This is a genomic window from Paraclostridium tenue, assembly GCF_039521565.1.
Lineage (GTDB): Bacteria > Bacillota > Clostridia > Peptostreptococcales > Peptostreptococcaceae > Paraclostridium > Paraclostridium tenue.
On the sequence record NZ_BAAACP010000029.1, the window covers coordinates 1 to 17,166 of the forward strand.

General features: G+C 29.8%; 12 protein-coding genes and 1 rRNA gene. 8 read left to right on the forward strand and 5 right to left on the reverse strand.

Features of this window, described 5'->3' with window-relative positions:
• The 4 genes from rrf to uvrA all read left to right on the forward strand — a co-directional run.
• Positions 1 to 84, forward strand: a 5S ribosomal RNA gene (gene rrf, locus ABFX13_RS13850); the annotation flags it as partial.
• A 229-nt stretch (positions 85 to 313) separates the two neighbouring features.
• Positions 314 to 736 carry an acyl-CoA thioesterase gene (locus ABFX13_RS13855; protein WP_346047016.1) on the forward strand — a complete coding sequence of 141 codons (423 nt, stop codon included), beginning with the start codon at positions 314 to 316 and terminating at the stop codon, positions 734 to 736.
• 171 nt (positions 737 to 907) lie between these two features.
• Entirely contained in the window at positions 908 to 2,875 is a 1,968-nt protein-coding gene (uvrB, locus tag ABFX13_RS13860) for an excinuclease ABC subunit UvrB (RefSeq protein WP_346047018.1), read from the forward strand.
• A 48-nt stretch (positions 2,876 to 2,923) separates the two neighbouring features.
• On the forward strand, positions 2,924 to 5,749 hold the full coding sequence (gene uvrA, locus ABFX13_RS13865; RefSeq protein WP_346047020.1) for an excinuclease ABC subunit UvrA: 2,826 nt from the start codon (positions 2,924 to 2,926) through the stop codon (positions 5,747 to 5,749).
• Positions 5,750 to 5,804: 55 nt separating this feature from the next.
• On the opposite strand, the gene ABFX13_RS13870 is transcribed toward uvrA, so the two are convergent.
• The 5 genes from ABFX13_RS13870 to ABFX13_RS14760 form a co-directional block, all read right to left on the reverse strand.
• A complete protein-coding gene (locus tag ABFX13_RS13870) occupies positions 5,805 to 6,761 on the reverse strand; it encodes an ABC transporter ATP-binding protein (protein ID WP_346047023.1) in 957 nt (318 codons plus the stop codon).
• Positions 6,754 to 7,785 carry an ABC transporter ATP-binding protein gene (locus ABFX13_RS13875; protein ID WP_346047025.1) on the reverse strand — a complete coding sequence of 344 codons (1,032 nt, stop codon included), beginning with the start codon at positions 7,783 to 7,785 and terminating at the stop codon, positions 6,754 to 6,756. The genes ABFX13_RS13870 and ABFX13_RS13875 overlap by 8 nt, the downstream gene beginning before the upstream one ends.
• Positions 7,786 to 7,805: 20 nt before the next feature.
• A complete protein-coding gene (opp3C, locus tag ABFX13_RS13880) occupies positions 7,806 to 8,867 on the reverse strand; it encodes an oligopeptide ABC transporter permease (RefSeq protein ID WP_346047027.1) in 1,062 nt (353 codons plus the stop codon).
• A complete protein-coding gene (locus ABFX13_RS13885) occupies positions 8,867 to 9,811 on the reverse strand; it encodes an ABC transporter permease (protein ID WP_187527476.1) in 945 nt (314 codons plus the stop codon). Before ABFX13_RS13885 ends, opp3C begins: the two co-directional genes overlap by 1 nt.
• Positions 9,812 to 9,947: 136 nt before the next feature.
• A complete protein-coding gene (locus tag ABFX13_RS14760) occupies positions 9,948 to 10,304 on the reverse strand; it encodes a DUF3899 domain-containing protein (protein WP_428833884.1) in 357 nt (118 codons plus the stop codon).
• A gap of 315 nt (positions 10,305 to 10,619) precedes the next feature.
• Between ABFX13_RS14760 and ABFX13_RS13890 the strand changes: the two genes are divergently transcribed.
• From ABFX13_RS13890 to hprK, 4 genes are all read left to right on the forward strand, one after another.
• Entirely contained in the window at positions 10,620 to 12,302 is a 1,683-nt protein-coding gene (locus tag ABFX13_RS13890) for an ABC transporter substrate-binding protein (protein WP_346047030.1), read from the forward strand.
• Between the two features lie 190 nt (positions 12,303 to 12,492).
• On the forward strand, positions 12,493 to 14,151 hold the full coding sequence (locus ABFX13_RS13895) for an ABC transporter substrate-binding protein (protein ID WP_346047032.1): 1,659 nt from the start codon (positions 12,493 to 12,495) through the stop codon (positions 14,149 to 14,151).
• A 118-nt stretch (positions 14,152 to 14,269) separates the two neighbouring features.
• Entirely contained in the window at positions 14,270 to 16,078 is a 1,809-nt protein-coding gene (gene uvrC / locus ABFX13_RS13900; RefSeq protein ID WP_346047034.1) for an excinuclease ABC subunit UvrC, read from the forward strand.
• A gap of 29 nt (positions 16,079 to 16,107) precedes the next feature.
• Positions 16,108 to 17,052, forward strand: a complete 945-nt coding sequence (gene hprK, locus ABFX13_RS13905; RefSeq protein ID WP_270647281.1) for an HPr(Ser) kinase/phosphatase — start codon at positions 16,108 to 16,110, stop codon at positions 17,050 to 17,052.
• Positions 17,053 to 17,166: the final 114 nt, after the last annotated feature.

The following is a 17,166-nucleotide window of genomic DNA, read 5'->3' on the forward strand; positions in this document are numbered from 1 at the left end:
CCCATTCCGAACACAGAAGTTAAGCTCTTTAGCGCCGATGGTACTTGGTGGGAAGCCGCCTGGGAGAGTAGGACGTAGCCACGTAATCTTTTTTATTTAAAAATTTTATAAAAATGTATAAAAAAAATATCACAGGATATAATATATGTATAAATAAATACTCAATCTCCCCTATTAAAAGGTCTCTATCCCCCATGGAGGCCTTATTTTTTTATATTTTAAAAGTATGTTAAATATGTTGTTAATAGAAGTTTTTATGTATAGTATCTAATGTATAAGGATTATTTATATTAATATACTAGGGGGTATTTATATGAAATATTATGGTACATATAGACTTGTAAAGAATGAGGATTTAAATCATCATGGAACTCTATTTGCAGGAAGAATGTCAGAATGGTTTGTAGAAAGCTGTTTTATAACAGTTGCCAATGAATATAAGCATCCAGAAAATTTGGTATGCTTGAAGATTCATGAAGTTAGTTTTAAAAAACCTATAAAAAAGGGCGAGATTATAAAAGTAGAATCTAAAATAATTTATGCTGGAAAAACAAGTGTAACAGTTTATGGTAGAGTTAATAGAAGTGATAGTGATGAAGTAATCGTCGAAGGCTTTTTAACTTTTGTTTGTGTTGATAAAAATGGAGTAAAGATGCCTCATAATTTAACTATAGATAATCCATCAACAAAGGAAGATATTGAACTTTTAAATAAAGTAAAAAACTTTAGAAAATAATATAAAAAATTAAAAGTACCACTGCTGAATGTAGTGGTACTTTTAATTTAAATAAAAAAATATTTAAAACACTCTAAAAAAGAGAATATTAATATAGAGTGATAAAATTGTTAAAGCTATGATATAATTAATATTATATTATGAACTAATGTTCGGTTAGGAGAGGATATTGTGGAGTTTAAAATTCAATCGGATTATAAGCCTACGGGTGATCAACCAGAGGCTATAGATAAAATTGTTAAAGCTATAAATAATGATGAAAAGTTTAATACTTTACTTGGGGTTACAGGTTCTGGAAAAACATTTACAATGGCTAATATTATACAGCAAGTTAAAAAACCTACATTAATAATTGCTCATAATAAAACTTTAGCAGCTCAACTTTACAGTGAGTTTAAAGAATTCTTTCCAGAAAATGCAGTAGAGTACTTTGTAAGTTATTATGATTATTATCAGCCAGAAGCTTATGTAGCACACAGTGATACATATATAGAAAAGGATGCTAGTATAAATGATGAAATAGATAAATTAAGACACTCTGCTACTGCCGCTATATTAGAAAGAAGAGATTGTATTATTATATCTTCTGTGTCATGTATATATGGTTTAGGGGATCCGCAAGATTATAAGGAGCTTATGGTTTCTTTAAGACCAGGTATGGAAAAAGATAGGGACGATATTATAAAACGATTAATAGAGATACAATATGAAAGAAATGATGTTAACTTTACTCGTGGAACCTTTAGAGTTAGAGGAGATATTTTAGAAATATTTCCAGCAAATACTGATGAAAGGGCTATTAGAATAGAATTTTTTGGTGATGAAATAGACAGAATAACAGAAATAGATTATCTAACAGGTAAGATAGTTGGGATTAGAAATCATGTAGTGATATTCCCTGCATCTCACTATGTTACAACTCAAGAAAGAATAGATAAAGCTATTATAGATATACAAGAAGAGTTAAAAGAAAGAATAGATTATTTTAAAGATAATGATAAATTAATAGAAGCACAAAGAATAGATCAAAGAACTAGATATGATATAGAAATGTTAAAAGAGATAGGTTTTTGCCAAGGAATAGAAAACTACTCTAGACATATAACAGGAAGAAAAGCTGGAGATAAGCCATATACACTAATGGATTTCTTTCCAGATGATTATTTAATCATAATAGATGAATCTCATGTAACTGTTCCTCAAATCAGAGGAATGTACGCTGGAGATAGATCAAGAAAAACATCTCTTATTGATAATGGATTTAGATTACCATCAGCTTATGATAATAGACCTTTAAACTTTAGTGAATTTGAAGAAAATATAAATCAGATATTATTTGTAACAGCAACTCCAGGTCCTTATGAAATAGAACATTCAACTACTATAGCTGAGCAAATTATAAGACCTACTGGATTGCTAGACCCAATTATTGAAGTCAGACCAATAAATAATCAAATAGATGACTTGGTAGGAGAAATAAATAATGTTATTGAAAAAGGTGAAAGAGTTCTTATAACCACTTTAACTAAGAAAATGAGTGAAGATTTAAGTGATTACCTTAAAGAGATAGGTATTAAAGTCAAATATCTTCACTCTGATATTGATACTCTAGAAAGAGTAGAGATAATAAGGGATTTAAGATTAGGTAAATTTGATGTTTTAGTGGGTATAAACTTACTAAGGGAAGGGTTAGATATTCCTGAAGTTTCATTAGTTGCTATATTAGATGCAGATAAAGAAGGATTCTTAAGATCAGAAACATCACTTATACAAACTATAGGTAGAGCAGCAAGAAATGCAAATGGAAAAGTTATAATGTATGCAGATAAAATAACTAGATCTATGCAAAGTGCTATAGATGAAACAAAGAGAAGAAGAGAAATACAAATGCATTATAATGAAGAGCATGGTATAGTTCCAAAGACTATCAAAAAAGGAATAAGAAATGCAATAGAAGCTACGATAGTTGCTGACGAAGAAGCTATATATGGGGATATAAATGAAAATGATGAAAGTAGTATAAGAGAATCTATAGAAACTCTTCAAGCTGAGATGATGGAAGCTGCTCAAAATCTTCAATTTGAAAGAGCAGCACAGTTAAGAGATAAGATAAAAGAATTAGAAGATAAATTAAAATAAATTAAAAGACTTAATTGATATAATTTTCATTATGAAAGGAACATAGCTATGAATGATAAAATTATAATAAAAGGAGCTAAAGAACATAACTTAAAAAATGTAGATTTAACTTTGCCAAGAGATAAATTTATAGTTTTTACTGGACTTTCAGGATCTGGAAAGTCATCTTTAGCTTTTGATACTATATATGCAGAAGGTCAAAGAAGATATGTTGAAAGTTTATCTGCATATGCAAGACAATTCTTAGGACAAATGGAAAAACCTAATGTAGAGTATATAGAAGGTTTATCACCAGCTATATCAATAGATCAAAAAACAACATCAAAAAATCCACGTTCTACAGTAGGTACAGTAACTGAAATATATGATTATTTAAGATTATTATTTGCAAGAGTAGGAGAAGTACATTGTCCTACATGTGGTAAAAAGATAAGCCAAATGACTATACAAGAAATAGTAGATAAAATGATGGAGTTTCCTGAAAGAACTAAGTTACAAATACTATCTCCTGTAGTAAGAGGACAAAAGGGAACTCATAAAAAAGTTATAGAGAATATTAAAAAAGAAGGTTTTGTAAGAGTTAGAGTAGATGGAGAAAATTACGAAGTAACAGATGAAATAGATTTAAATAAAAATCAAAAGCATAATATAGAAGTTGTGGTAGATAGAATAGTTATAAAAGATGGTATAGAAAATAGATTAGCAGATTCTATTGAAACGGCAGTTAAGTTGTCTGATGGATTAGTTATAGCTCAAATTATAGACGGAGAAGAAGTTATGTATTCCACTAAATTTGCTTGTCCAGAACATGGTATAGGTATAGAAGAATTATCACCTAGAATGTTCTCATTTAACAGTCCATTTGGAGCTTGTGAAACATGTAATGGTTTAGGAGAAAGTAAGGAAGTAGATCCAGATCTTGTAATTCCAAATAAAGAATTATCTATAAAGCAAGGAGCTATTGCAGCTTGGGGATCAGTAGGTACAAATGATGATACTTATTATAGTAAAATGGTAAAAAGTTTAGCAGAAAAATTTAAAGTAGATTTATCTACTCCATTTAAAGATTTACCAGAAGATTTTGCAAAAGAATTACTTTATGGACATGATAATGTAATGGTTGAATTTGTATATGAATCCAAGTACGGTGGAACTCGATTATACAAGGCTCCATTTGAAGGAGTAATAGTAAATTTAGAAAGAAGATATAGAGAAACAAATTCAGAATACTCAAGAGAAAAGATAGAAGACTTTATGGCAGAAAGACCTTGTCCTAAATGTAGGGGGAATAGATTAAGAAAAGAAGTTCTTTCTGTATTAGTAGATAATAAAAATATAATGGAGGTAACAGATTACTCTGTTAATGAACTTATAGATTATATTGAAAATATAAACTTAACAGATAAGCAAAAGTTTATAGCTCATGAGATACTAAAAGAGATAAAAGGTAGAGCATCATTCTTAAGAGATGTTGGACTAGATTATTTAAACTTATCTAGAAAAGCAGGAACTTTATCAGGAGGAGAAGCTCAGCGTATTAGGTTAGCTACTCAAATAGGTTCTGCACTTGTAGGAGTTTTATATGTATTAGATGAACCAAGTATAGGACTTCACCAAAGAGACAACGATAGGTTAATCAAAACATTAAGACATTTAACTGATATAGGAAATACTCTTATAGTTGTTGAACATGATGAAGATACTATGAGAGAAGCGGATTATATTGTAGATATAGGACCAGGAGCTGGAGTTCATGGTGGAGAAATAGTTGCAGAAGGAATTTTAGATGAGATACTTAGAAATCCTAATTCATTAACAGGTCAGTATTTAAGTGGAAAAAAAGTTATACAAATTCCAGAGACTACAAGAGAAGGTAATGGCAATTTTATAGAAATAGTAAAGGCTACAGAGAACAATTTAAAAAATATAAATGTTAAATTCCCATTAGGCAAATTCACTTGTATAACTGGGGTATCTGGATCAGGAAAGAGTACTTTAATAAATGATATTTTATATAAAGGGATAGCAACTAAAATAAATAAATTAAGAGATAGACCGGGTAAACATAAAGAAATTAAAGGTATAGAGAATATAGATAAAATAATAAATATAGATCAAAGTCCAATAGGAAGAACACCACGTTCAAATCCTGCAACATATACTGGAGTATTTGATTTAATAAGAGATTTATTTGCATCAACAAATGAAGCTAAGGCTAGAGGATATCAAAAAGGAAGATTTAGTTTTAATGTTAAAGGAGGAAGATGTGAAGCTTGTAAAGGTGATGGAATAATAAAAATAGAAATGCATTTTCTTCCAGATGTTTATGTACCTTGTGAAGTATGTAAAGGAGAAAGATACAATAGAGAGACTTTACAAGTTAAGTACAAGGATAAGACAATATCAGATGTATTAGATATGAATGTTGAAGAAGCTCTTGCATTCTTTGAAAATATACCAGCAATAAAAAGAAAATTAGAAACTCTTATGGATGTTGGACTTTCTTATATTAAATTAGGACAACCTTCAACTCAATTATCAGGAGGAGAAGCTCAAAGAATAAAACTTGCTTCAGAATTAAGTAAAAGACCTACAGGTAAAACTTTATATATACTAGATGAACCTACTACAGGACTTCATATGGCTGATGTAGATAAATTAATAAATGTTTTACAAAGATTAGCAGATACTGGCAACACTATAGTTGTAATAGAACATAATTTAGATGTAATAAAAACTTGTGATTATATAATAGACCTTGGACCAGAAGGTGGAGATAAGGGTGGAAAGATAGTAGCAACTGGAACACCTAAAGAAGTATCTAAGGTAGATGGGTCATATACAGGATTATTCTTAAAGAGATATTTTGAATAGAATACTACACAAGAAAAATGAGGTTGACATAAGACAGCCTCATTTTTTATTTAATTTATTTACTTGTAGCTTCTTTTTGAGATAATTCTTTTTCATATTGTGCAAGTTCTGGTTCAGAACCGAATATAAAATGATCAGGTCTTATTTCTAACCACTTAGGTTTATGCTCAGAATAATCATGTATGCTAGGATCATATTTTATACGAACTCTATGTCTTTCGTGTTCTGGGTCAGGAAGTGGTATAGCTGATAATAATGATTTTGTATATGGATGAAGTGGATTAGCATATAATTCTTCTGAAGTAGTTAATTCAACTAATTTACCACGATGCATAACTCCTATACGATCACTTATATATTTAACCATTGAAAGGTCATGAGCTATAAATAAGTATGTTAATCCTTTTTCTTTTTGTAATTTTCTAAGTAAATTTACAACCTGTGCTTGTATAGAAACATCAAGTGCAGATATAGGCTCATCTGCTATTATGAATTTAGGTTGTATAGCTAATGAACGAGCTATACCGATACGTTGTCTTTGACCTCCAGAGAATTCATGAGGATATCTTCCTGCATGTTGTTCATCAAGTCCAACAGTTCTTAAAAGTTTATATACAGTTTGTGTTCTTTCTTCTTTATTTTTGCAAAGACCATGTATATCAAGACCTTCAGCTATTATATCCATGACAGTCATACGTGGATTAAGACAAGCCATTGGATCTTGGAATATCATTTGCATATTTTTATGCACAAATGATTTAGTATCCTTATCTAATTTCTTAGCTGAAATATTTTTGCCATCAAATACTATTTCACCAGCTGTTGGGTCATACAATCTAATTATTGCTCTACCAGTAGTAGATTTACCAGAGCCAGATTCACCAACAAGGCCAAAAGTTTCACCTTCATAAATATGGAAACTTATATCATCAACAGCTTTGACTACACTGTTTTTATCAATAGGGAAGTATTGCTTAAGATTTTTAACTTCCAATATTTTTTTCTTAGTCATTTGAAGACACCTTCTTTCTTCCTATGTTTGCAGGTCTTTCTAGTTTAGGAGCTAATGGATGTAATAACCATGTAGCAGCAGTGTGAGTATCGCTAACTTTAAACATAGGAGGTTCTGCAATAAAATCTATTTTAAGTGCGTTAACGTTACGTAGTGCAAACGCATCTCCAGTAGGTGGATTCATTAAATCTGGTGGTGTACCAGGTATATTATATAATTCATTTTCACCTATATCTAAGCTAGGCATAGAAGCTAGAAGTCCCCAAGTATATGGATGTTGTGGATTGTAGAAAACATCATCAGATGTACCAACTTCTATTATTTTGCCAGCATACATAACAGCAACTCTATCTGCCATATTAGCAACAACACCAAGGTCATGAGTTATAAATATAACAGCAACTCCAGTTTTCTTTTGTATATCCTTTATTAACTCTAATATTTGTGCTTGGATAGTAACATCAAGTGCAGTAGTTGGTTCATCTGCTATAAGTATTTTAGGATTGCAAGCTAGAGCTATAGCTATAACTATACGTTGTCGCATACCTCCTGAGAATTGATGAGGATATTGTTTTGCTCTTTTATCAGGGAAAGGTATACCAACAAGATCGATAAGTTCTATAGCTTTTTTCATAGCTTCATCTTTAGATAATCCTTGATGCTTTATTATTCCTTCTGCAATTTGTTTACCTATAGTAGTAGTAGGGTTAAGTGAAGTCATAGGATCTTGGAATATCATAGCGATATCTTTACCCCTTATAGATTCCATCTCTTTTTCTGATAATTTAGTTAAGTCTTTTCCGTTAAATAATATTTCTCCATCTTTTATAAGTGCATTTGAAGACATTATTCTCATAATAGTTTTACAAGCAACTGATTTACCAGATCCTGATTCACCAACTATAGCAAGAGTTTCACCTTTATGCAAATCAAATGTAACATTTCTTACAGCTTGAACTTCACCCCCAAAAGTTTTAAAGTGAACTTTCAAATTCTTAACTTCTAATAATTTCTCTTTTTCCATAAAATTTATCCCCTTTCTAACTATTGATTACGCATTTTAGGGTCAACTGCATCCCTTAATCCATCTGCAAGTAAGTTTAAGCTAAATATTAATAAACAAATTACGATTGATGGAATAACCATCATATAAGGATTTGTTAGTAATTGCTTAAATCCATCATTTATTAATACACCTAATGATGCGTATGGAGGTTGTAGTCCTAATCCTATAAAACTAAGGAATGCTTCATAGAATATAGCAGATGGTAATGAGAACATCATCATAACAACTACAGGACCTATTATATTAGGGAATAAATGTTTAACTATTATTTTTTTATCAGGAGCTCCTAATGTTCTAGAAGCTAAAACGAATTCTTGATTTTTAAGTCTAAGTACATGAGAACGTACTATTCTAGACATTCCAGTCCAGCCGGATATAGCCATCGCAAGAGACATAGATAATACTCCTGGTTCAAAGACTAATATAAATAATGTTAAAGTAACAAGACTTGGAATACCTGTTAGTATTTCTATGAAACGTTGCATATACATATCTACTTTACCGCCATAATAAGCAGAAACACCACCGTAAGTAACACCTATCAAAAGGTCATATAAAGCAGCAAGTACAGCTATAAATAAAGAAACTCTAGCTCCACTCCAAGTACGAGTCCATAAGTCACGACCTAAATCATCTGTACCAAACCAATAGTTGACATCATCTGCAACACCTTTTTTCTCATATGAATTTACTTTTGTAACTTTACCATCATAACTAGTTTCATTTTTAGTTCCATCTAATATTCCTAGAGAAGATAAAACTGGAACCCTAGGAGGAAGTTTAGCATGACTTAAATTTTGTTGATCATAAGTATATTTATTAAACATAGGACCAAACGCTGTAAGAAAACATATTATTAAAAGGATAAATAATCCTGTAATAGCACCTTTATTTCTAAATAATCTTTTTCTAGCATCCTGCCAAAATGTTAAACTAGGTCTAGTTATTGCTTCATGTTGAGTCATATCAGCTGGACTAATTTCGAATAAATCAGCAGTAAGTTGAACTTCTTTGCCATCTATTATAACTTTATCCATCATTAAGCTTTCCCCCCCGCAACACGAATTCTAGGATCTATAATTCCATAAAGTATATCAACTAGTAAAATTACAGCTATATAACAAGCACTATAGAATATAGAAACTCCTGATATACAGAACAAGTCATTAGTTGTTATAGATGACACTAATAAATCTCCAAGACCTGGAACTGCAAATACCTTTTCAACAACTAAAGATCCAGTAAGTAATCCAACTGTCAAAGGTCCAAGCATAGTTATAACAGGTATTAAAGCATTTCTTAAAGCATGTTTTATTATTACAGCTGCTTTAGTCAATCCCTTAGATTTTGCAGTAACTATATAATCTGCATTTAGAACTTCAACCAGTTCAGTTCTAGTAAAACGTGCTATATTTGCTATAGAGAAAACTGCTAATGCTATAGATGGTAATACTGTCCAAGAATATCTAAAATCTGAACCTATAGGCATACCCCATGTAACTGGGAAAATCTGAAACTTTCGTGTTAAATATAATTGAAGAAGTGCTGCTAAAACAAATGATGGAACTGAAACTCCTAAAACAGATATTACTGTAGCCAAATAATCCCAGAATGTATTTTTCTTAAGTGCTGCTACTATTCCAAGGATTAAGCCAACAACACTTCCGATAACTAGAGCTTGAGCTCCTAACATAGCTGAAGGTTTTAAACGAGTACTTATTAAATCTTCAACTTTTTTGTTATCATACTTAAAAGATCTTCCTAAATCTCCTGTAAATACACCTTTCATATATCTTACATATTGAACTGGAACTGGTGCATCAAGACCGTATTGTTTGTTAATCATTTCAATTTGTTGTTCATTTAATTTTTCGTCATTAAATGGACTTCCAGGTAATAACCTTACCAAGAAAAATGTAACTGAAACAACGATTAGTAGAGTCATAAACATAAGAGCAAGACGTTTTAATATATAGCGACCCATCGCTACACCCCCTTGAATAAAATAGTATTATTTAAAAATAAATTCTGATAAATATAAAAATATACCAGAATTTTGAAAACAATATTAAAAAAATATATATATAAATATTTATATATATTTTTTATTTAAAATATTATTAATAAATTAAAAAACTTATGAATAAAGTGCTGGCAGATATGATTAGACCAGATGATAAAAGTGAACTAGTATTAGAAAATTGATATCGTTTACAAATATATTCATCTATAGAGATATTGCTTTCAGATAAAATACCCCTGCTTCTTCGGAGTTGATTAGAAATTTTATTATATGCATAGATTGTTAAATTAAAAAAACCTTGTTCGGTTACATAAAAGAATACACCAAAGGTTAAATAAATCATTCCAATTATGAAAGATGCATTTATAAAAGAAAATCTTTCAAAACTATTGATAGCATAATATGAAAAGCTAAGTATTAAATTTATGAAAATTAATTTTTGGAATTTTTTCAAATTAAGAATCCCTCCTATCCTAAATACAATTTACTAGATTATACAAGTTAGGTTTAATATAATATTAATACGGTTTTTGTGAAAAAACAATCATTTATATAAAAAATTTATAATATTTAAAAAATTTAATTAGAGGAATTTAAATGCAAAAGTTTAAATATAATTATTATATATATCAGAAAAAATGAAACTTAAGCGAAAAAATAAATCAAAAGAATAAAAATTAAAAAAATACTGACTTTTACTAAAGACTATCCTATAAGCTGAATCAATATAATTAAATGATATAAATTAAATAAATAAGGGGGAAATATTATGGTTTTAAAGAAAAAAATGTCTGTGATGTGTGCAACATCAGCAATAGCTGTTATGGCTTTGGTTGGCTGTAGTAGCACAGGCGGAGGAGATACATCTGGGGGAGAAAATAAAACTGGAAAAGGAGAAGCTAAGGCTTTAGAGGTACTTGCGAATGAAAATGCAAGAGCTGCTATAGCAATGTCTGTAGATAGACAAGCAATGTGTGATACTATATTAAATAATGGAACAATACCTGTATCATATTATGTAGCAGAAAAATTAGCATTTAATGAATCTGGTAAAGACTATAGAGAAGTAGCAGGTTCTATGGGTTATGAGCATAATGATGAGGAAGCAACTAAAAAATGGGAAAAGGCAAAAGAAGAAGTTGGTTTTGATACAGTTACATTAGAATTACTAACATTTGATAGTGAAAGTAGTAAAAGAACAGCGGAATTTATGCAATCAGAATTACAAGGAGCACTTCCAGGATTGAAAGTAGAAATAAAAACACAACCATTCAAACAAAAATTAGAATTAGAGAGTAAAGGCGATTTCCACTTATCATATGCATCATGGAACCCTGATTACCCAGACCCATTAACATTTCTAGAAACAATGCAAAAAGGAATACAATATGCTAAAAATACAAATTACAATAGTGAAGAATATAACAAGCTTATAGAAGAAGCTAAAACTGCAGAGAATCAAGAAGAAAGCTGGGCTAAATATGCAGAAGCTGAAAAAATGATGTTAGAAGATGGATATTTAGTACCACTAGTTCAACAAGGTTCTTCATTTTTAGAAAAACCATATGTAAGTGGAAGACTTACTCCATCATTTGGTGTCCCAGCAATATACAATTGGGTTGAATTAAAAGAAGGTAAAAAAGAACTTAATATAACAAATACTTCAGATATACCTACTTTAGATATCAGTAAGGCTGAAGATACTGTATCTTCAGAAGTGTTAATGAACACTATGGAAGGTTTAGTTAAATTAGATAAAAATGGCGAAATGATTCCTGGAATAGCAGAAAAATGGGAAAAATCAGAGGACGGAAAAACTTGGACTTTTAATTTAAGAAAAAATGCTAAATGGTCAAATGGAGATCCTGTAACAGCTAAAGATTTTGAATACTCATGGAAAAGAACATTGGACCCAGCGACAGCATCAACATATGGGTTCATTATGTATGATATAAAAGGAGCTAAAGATTATAACTTAGGTAAGGTTGATAATGCAGATAATGTAGGAATAAAAGCAATAGATGATTATACATTACAAGTTGAATTAGTAAGACCAGTTCATTACTTTGATAGACTAATGTTCTTTAAGTCATTCTTACCACAAAATCAAAAAGCAGTAGAACAATTTGGAAGTGAATATGGAACTTCACATGATAAGATAGTTTACAATGGACCATTTACATTAAGTAACTGGAAAATAGAAGATATGTTTACATTAAGTAAAAATCCTAATTACTGGGATAAAGGTTCAGTTAAAATAGATAAAGTAAATACAAAAATAGTTAAGGATCCAAATGCAGCACTTAATTTATATGAAACGGGACAAATAGATATAGTACAACTAACTTCTGAAAATGTTGATAAATATAAGGATTCTTCTGAATTTAAAACAACATTAAAGGCATCGGTAAACTTCTTCCAAATAAATGGAGGAAGAGCAGAAACTAAATAATATAGTTTAGGGTATTTAACAGGTTTATACTATAAATTTATAGTATAAACCTATTTTTAATTTTAAAAATCAGAAAAATCAGAAAAAATTAATCATTAAGGACAAATTATAGTGCATATAATAAAAAAACATATATTATTATTCTAATTTTATTAATTGTAAAATTCAGTTGTTTAAGGGGGAGTAACTTATGGTTTTAAAAAAGAAAATGACTTTAATGACTACAACTGTGGCAATAACCATAATGACAATGGTTGGATGTGGAAATAGTGGATCAAGTCAAAGTTCAGGAGGAACTAATGGAGATCCTTACAAAGTTCTTGCAAATAAAAATGCTAGAGCAGCTATATCAATGGCTATAGATAAAAAAACAATGTGCGATACTATAATAAACAATGGAACTATTCCAGCAGATTATATAGTAGCTGAAAGTTTAGCTTTTAATGAACAAGGAAAGGATTATAGAGAATTAGCTGGAGAAATGGGATACCATTACAATAAAGAAGAAGCTACAAAATTATGGGAAAAAGCTAAAAAAGAAGTTGGATTTGATACAGTTACATTGGAATTATTATCATTTGATTCTGAAACCGGTAAAAGACAGGCAGAATTTATGCAAGCAGAACTTCAAACTGCATTACCAGGATTAAAAGTAGAAGTAAAATCGCAACCATTTAAGCAAAAGATAGCATTAGAAGAAAAAGGGGATTTCCATTTATCTCATTCAGGATGGTCACCAGATTATCCAGATCCGTTAACATTTTTAGAAACTATGCAAACAGGCGTAAAATATGCTGCAAATACTGGGTATAGTAATCCTGAATACGATAAGCTTATAGAAGAAGCTAAAACTGCATCTAGTCAAGAAGAAAGTTGGGAGAAATTTGCTAAAGCTGAAAAAATAATGTTAGAAGATGGATTCTTATCACCTCTTATTCAATCAGGAGCTTCATATTTACAAAAACCATACGTAAGTGGAAGACTTACTCCAGCGTTTGGGGTTCCATATATATATAACTGGGTAGAACTTGGGGAAGGTAAAAAAGAGTTAAATATTACAGGAGCATCAGATATACCAACTTTAGATCCAAGTAAAGCATCGGATACAGTTTCATCAGAAGTATTAATGAATACCATGGAAGGCTTAACTAAGTTAGATAAAGATGGTAAACTTGCTCCCGGAATAGCAGAAAAATGGGAGAAATCTGAAGATGGAAAGACTTGGACTTTCAATTTAAGAAAAGACGCTAAATGGTCAAATGGAGATTCTGTAACAGCTAAAGATTTTGAATATTCATGGAAAAGAACACTAGACCCAGCAACAGCATCAACATATGGATTTATTATGTATGATATAAAAGGAGCTAAGGATTATAATTTAGGTAAAGTAGATAATGCAGATAATGTAGGAATAAAAGCAATAGATGACTATACATTACAAGTTGAATTAGTAAGACCAGTACACTATTTTGACAGTTTAATGTTCTTTAAATCATTCTTACCACAAAATCAAAAAGCAGTAGAACAATTTGGAAGCGAATATGGTACAGCACATGATAAGATGGTTTACAATGGACCATTCACTTTAAGTGATTGGAAGATAGAAGATGTATATACAATGAGTAAAAATCCTAATTATTGGGATGCAAGCTCAGTTAAAATAGATAAAGTAAATACTAAGATAGTTAAAGATCCAAATGCAGCACTTAATTTATATGAAACAGGACAAATAGATATAGTAGGATTGAATTCGGAAAATGTTGATAAGTATAAAGATTCTCCAGAGTTTAATACAAGAAAAGATGCAGGAACATTTTTCTTAATGCTTAATGGTGGAAAAGGTAAATAGTTAAAAAAGTAAAAGAAATGATGCTTATGTAAGTATCATTTCTTTTACTTTTTTTAATTTATTAAAGATTAAACTAGGGTATAATTTATATATATATTTTAAATATCGAGGTGAAAGAATGTTTGATATTCAAGAACAATTAAAAAAACTCCCAGCAGAACCTGGAGTTTATTTAATGAAAGATGGAAATGATAAAGTTATATATGTAGGTAAAGCCATATCTTTAAAAAATAGAGTTAGACAGTATTTTCAATCATCAAAAAATCATACATCTAAAGTTAAATCAATGGTTAAAAACATATATAAATTTGAATATATAATAACTGATTCAGAATTAGAAGCATTAATATTAGAATGTAATTTAATAAAACAATACAGACCTAAATACAATGTATTACTTAGAGATGATAAGACTTATCCATATATAAAGGTAACATTAAATGAAGATTATCCAAGAGTCTTAAAAGTAAGACAAGTAATAAAAGATAAAGCTAAGTATTTTGGTCCATATACAAATACAACAGCAGTAAATGATACCTTAGAAATAATAAGAAATATTTACCCAATTAGAACTTGTAATATAGATATAGAAAAAGCTATAAAAAACAAGGTAAGACCATGTTTAAATAAGCATATTAAAAAATGTGTAGGCCCGTGTACTGGCGAAGTTAGTAAAGAAGATTACGGTAAGATGATAGATGAAATAATATTGTTTCTTTCAGGAAAAGAAGAAAAATTAATAGAGCTTTTAAAAGAAAAGATGAATAAATGTGCTGCGGATTTTAATTTTGAAGATGCAGCTATGTATAGAGATAAAATTAAAAGTTTAGAAGATATGATTCAAAAACAAAAAATAGATTTAGGTAGTTCGGATTTAAATCAAGATGTTATTGCAATGGCGAGGGCTCACGATGAAGCTTGTGTACAAGTATTTTTTATAAGAAATGGAAAGATAGTTGGAAGAGAACATTACATACTAGAAGGAGTAATGGACAGTTCACGAGAGTCAATTTTATCATCATTTGTAAAACAATTTTATATGGCACAAGATTATATACCTAAGGAAATCATCATAGAAGATGAAGTAGAAGATAGTTTTGTACTTGAAGAGTGGTTATCATCTAAAAAAGGACAAAAGGTTATTATAAAAGTTCCTCAAAAAGGTGAAAAGAAAAGTTTGGTAGAAATGGTTAGAAAAAATGCTGTTGAATATCTTGAGAAGTTTTCTAATATGAACAAGTTAAAATATCAAAAAAGTATAGGAGCTTTAGAAGAGTTAAAAACTTTAATAGGTTTAGAAAAGATACCTAAAAGAATTGAGTCTTTTGATATTTCAAATATTCAAGGAGTTGATTCTATAGGTTCAATGGTAGTTTTTACAGATGGAAAAAAAGATAAAAAAGAATATAGAAGATATAAAATAAAAACTGTTGTTGGTCCTAATGATTATGATTCAATGGCAGAAATAGTAGAAAGAAGATTAAAATATGGAGATTTACCAGATTTAATATTGTTAGATGGAGGAAAAGGTCAGGTAAGTTCAGTAAAAAAAGTTTTAGACAAGTATGATGTCAATATTCCTCTATGGGGGATGTATAAAGATGATAAACATAAAACAAAGGGGTTAATTTCCCAGGAAAAGGAGATAGAACTCGATAAAACATCCAATTTGTATAGATTTGTGGCTAGCATACAAGAAGAAGTTCATAATTATGCAATTTCTTATCACAGAAGTTTGAGAAATAAATCTTTGACAAAATCCGTATTAGATGATATACAAGGAGTAGGTGAGAAAAGAAAGAAAGCATTATTAACTCACTTTAAAAATATAGAAGAAATAAAGACAGCTACTTTTGAAGAATTACTAGAAGTTGAGGGAATGAATAAAACTTCAGCTGAAAATGTATATAATTTTTTTAAAGCATAATTAACATTTATAAAGGAGTAAAAGACATTATGGATAGTGAAAGAAGTGAAAGGTCAGTTTCAATTAGAGAATTAGTTAAAGATATAGGTTTAGATGTAGTTTATATGCCTGATGATGTAGAGTATTATGTACATTATCAAGATATTCATAGACCAGGCTTACAATTTGCAGGTTATTTTGAGCATTTTACTTATGATAGAATTCAGATTGTAGGTAGAACTGAATATACTTACTTTAGCCATATGGATTCAGAAATAAGAAAAACTGTATTGGATAAATTTTTTAGCTATGAAGTTCCAGCATTAATAGTATCTAGAGGCCTTACAGTTAATGAAGATGTTATTGAAATGGCTAAAAAACACAATAGAATAGTATTGGCAACAAAAAGAAATACAACTAGGCTAATAAATAAATTATCTAATTATTTAGATTCTAAATTGTCACCTACAATTAGTATACATGGAGTTTTAGTAGATGTATTTGGAGTAGGTGTTTTAATAAGAGGGGAAAGTAGTGTAGGTAAATCAGAGACGGCCCTTGAACTTGTTCAAAGAGGTCATAGATTAATAGCAGATGATGCTGTTGAAATAACTAAAATTGATGAAAATTTACTTATGGGTCAAGCGCCTGAAGTTTTAAAACATTTTATGGAGATAAGAGGTATAGGAATAATAGATGTTAGAAGTATGTATGGTATAGGAGCTGTTAAAGACTCGAAGGTTATAGATTTAATAATAAGACTAGAGTCTTGGAATGATAACACTTACTATGATAGATTAGGTTTAGATAAAGAGTATGAAGAGATACTTGGAATAGATGTAGAAAAGTTAGTAGTTCCAGTAAAACCAGGAAGAAATACAGCTATGATTTTAGAAGTAGCAGCTATGAACTTTAGACAAAAACGAATGGGTTATGATTCTGCTAAGGAATTTACCAAAAAATTAGCTACATTAATAGATAAAAATAATAATTAAAAAGGTGTGACAATGTTAAAGTGGACCCTTTGTCAAGGACACTAGAAAAAGAGAGTTATTAAAAAACTGATAAAAGCTGATTTCTGTATTGTACAGGAGTTAGCTTTTTTAAAT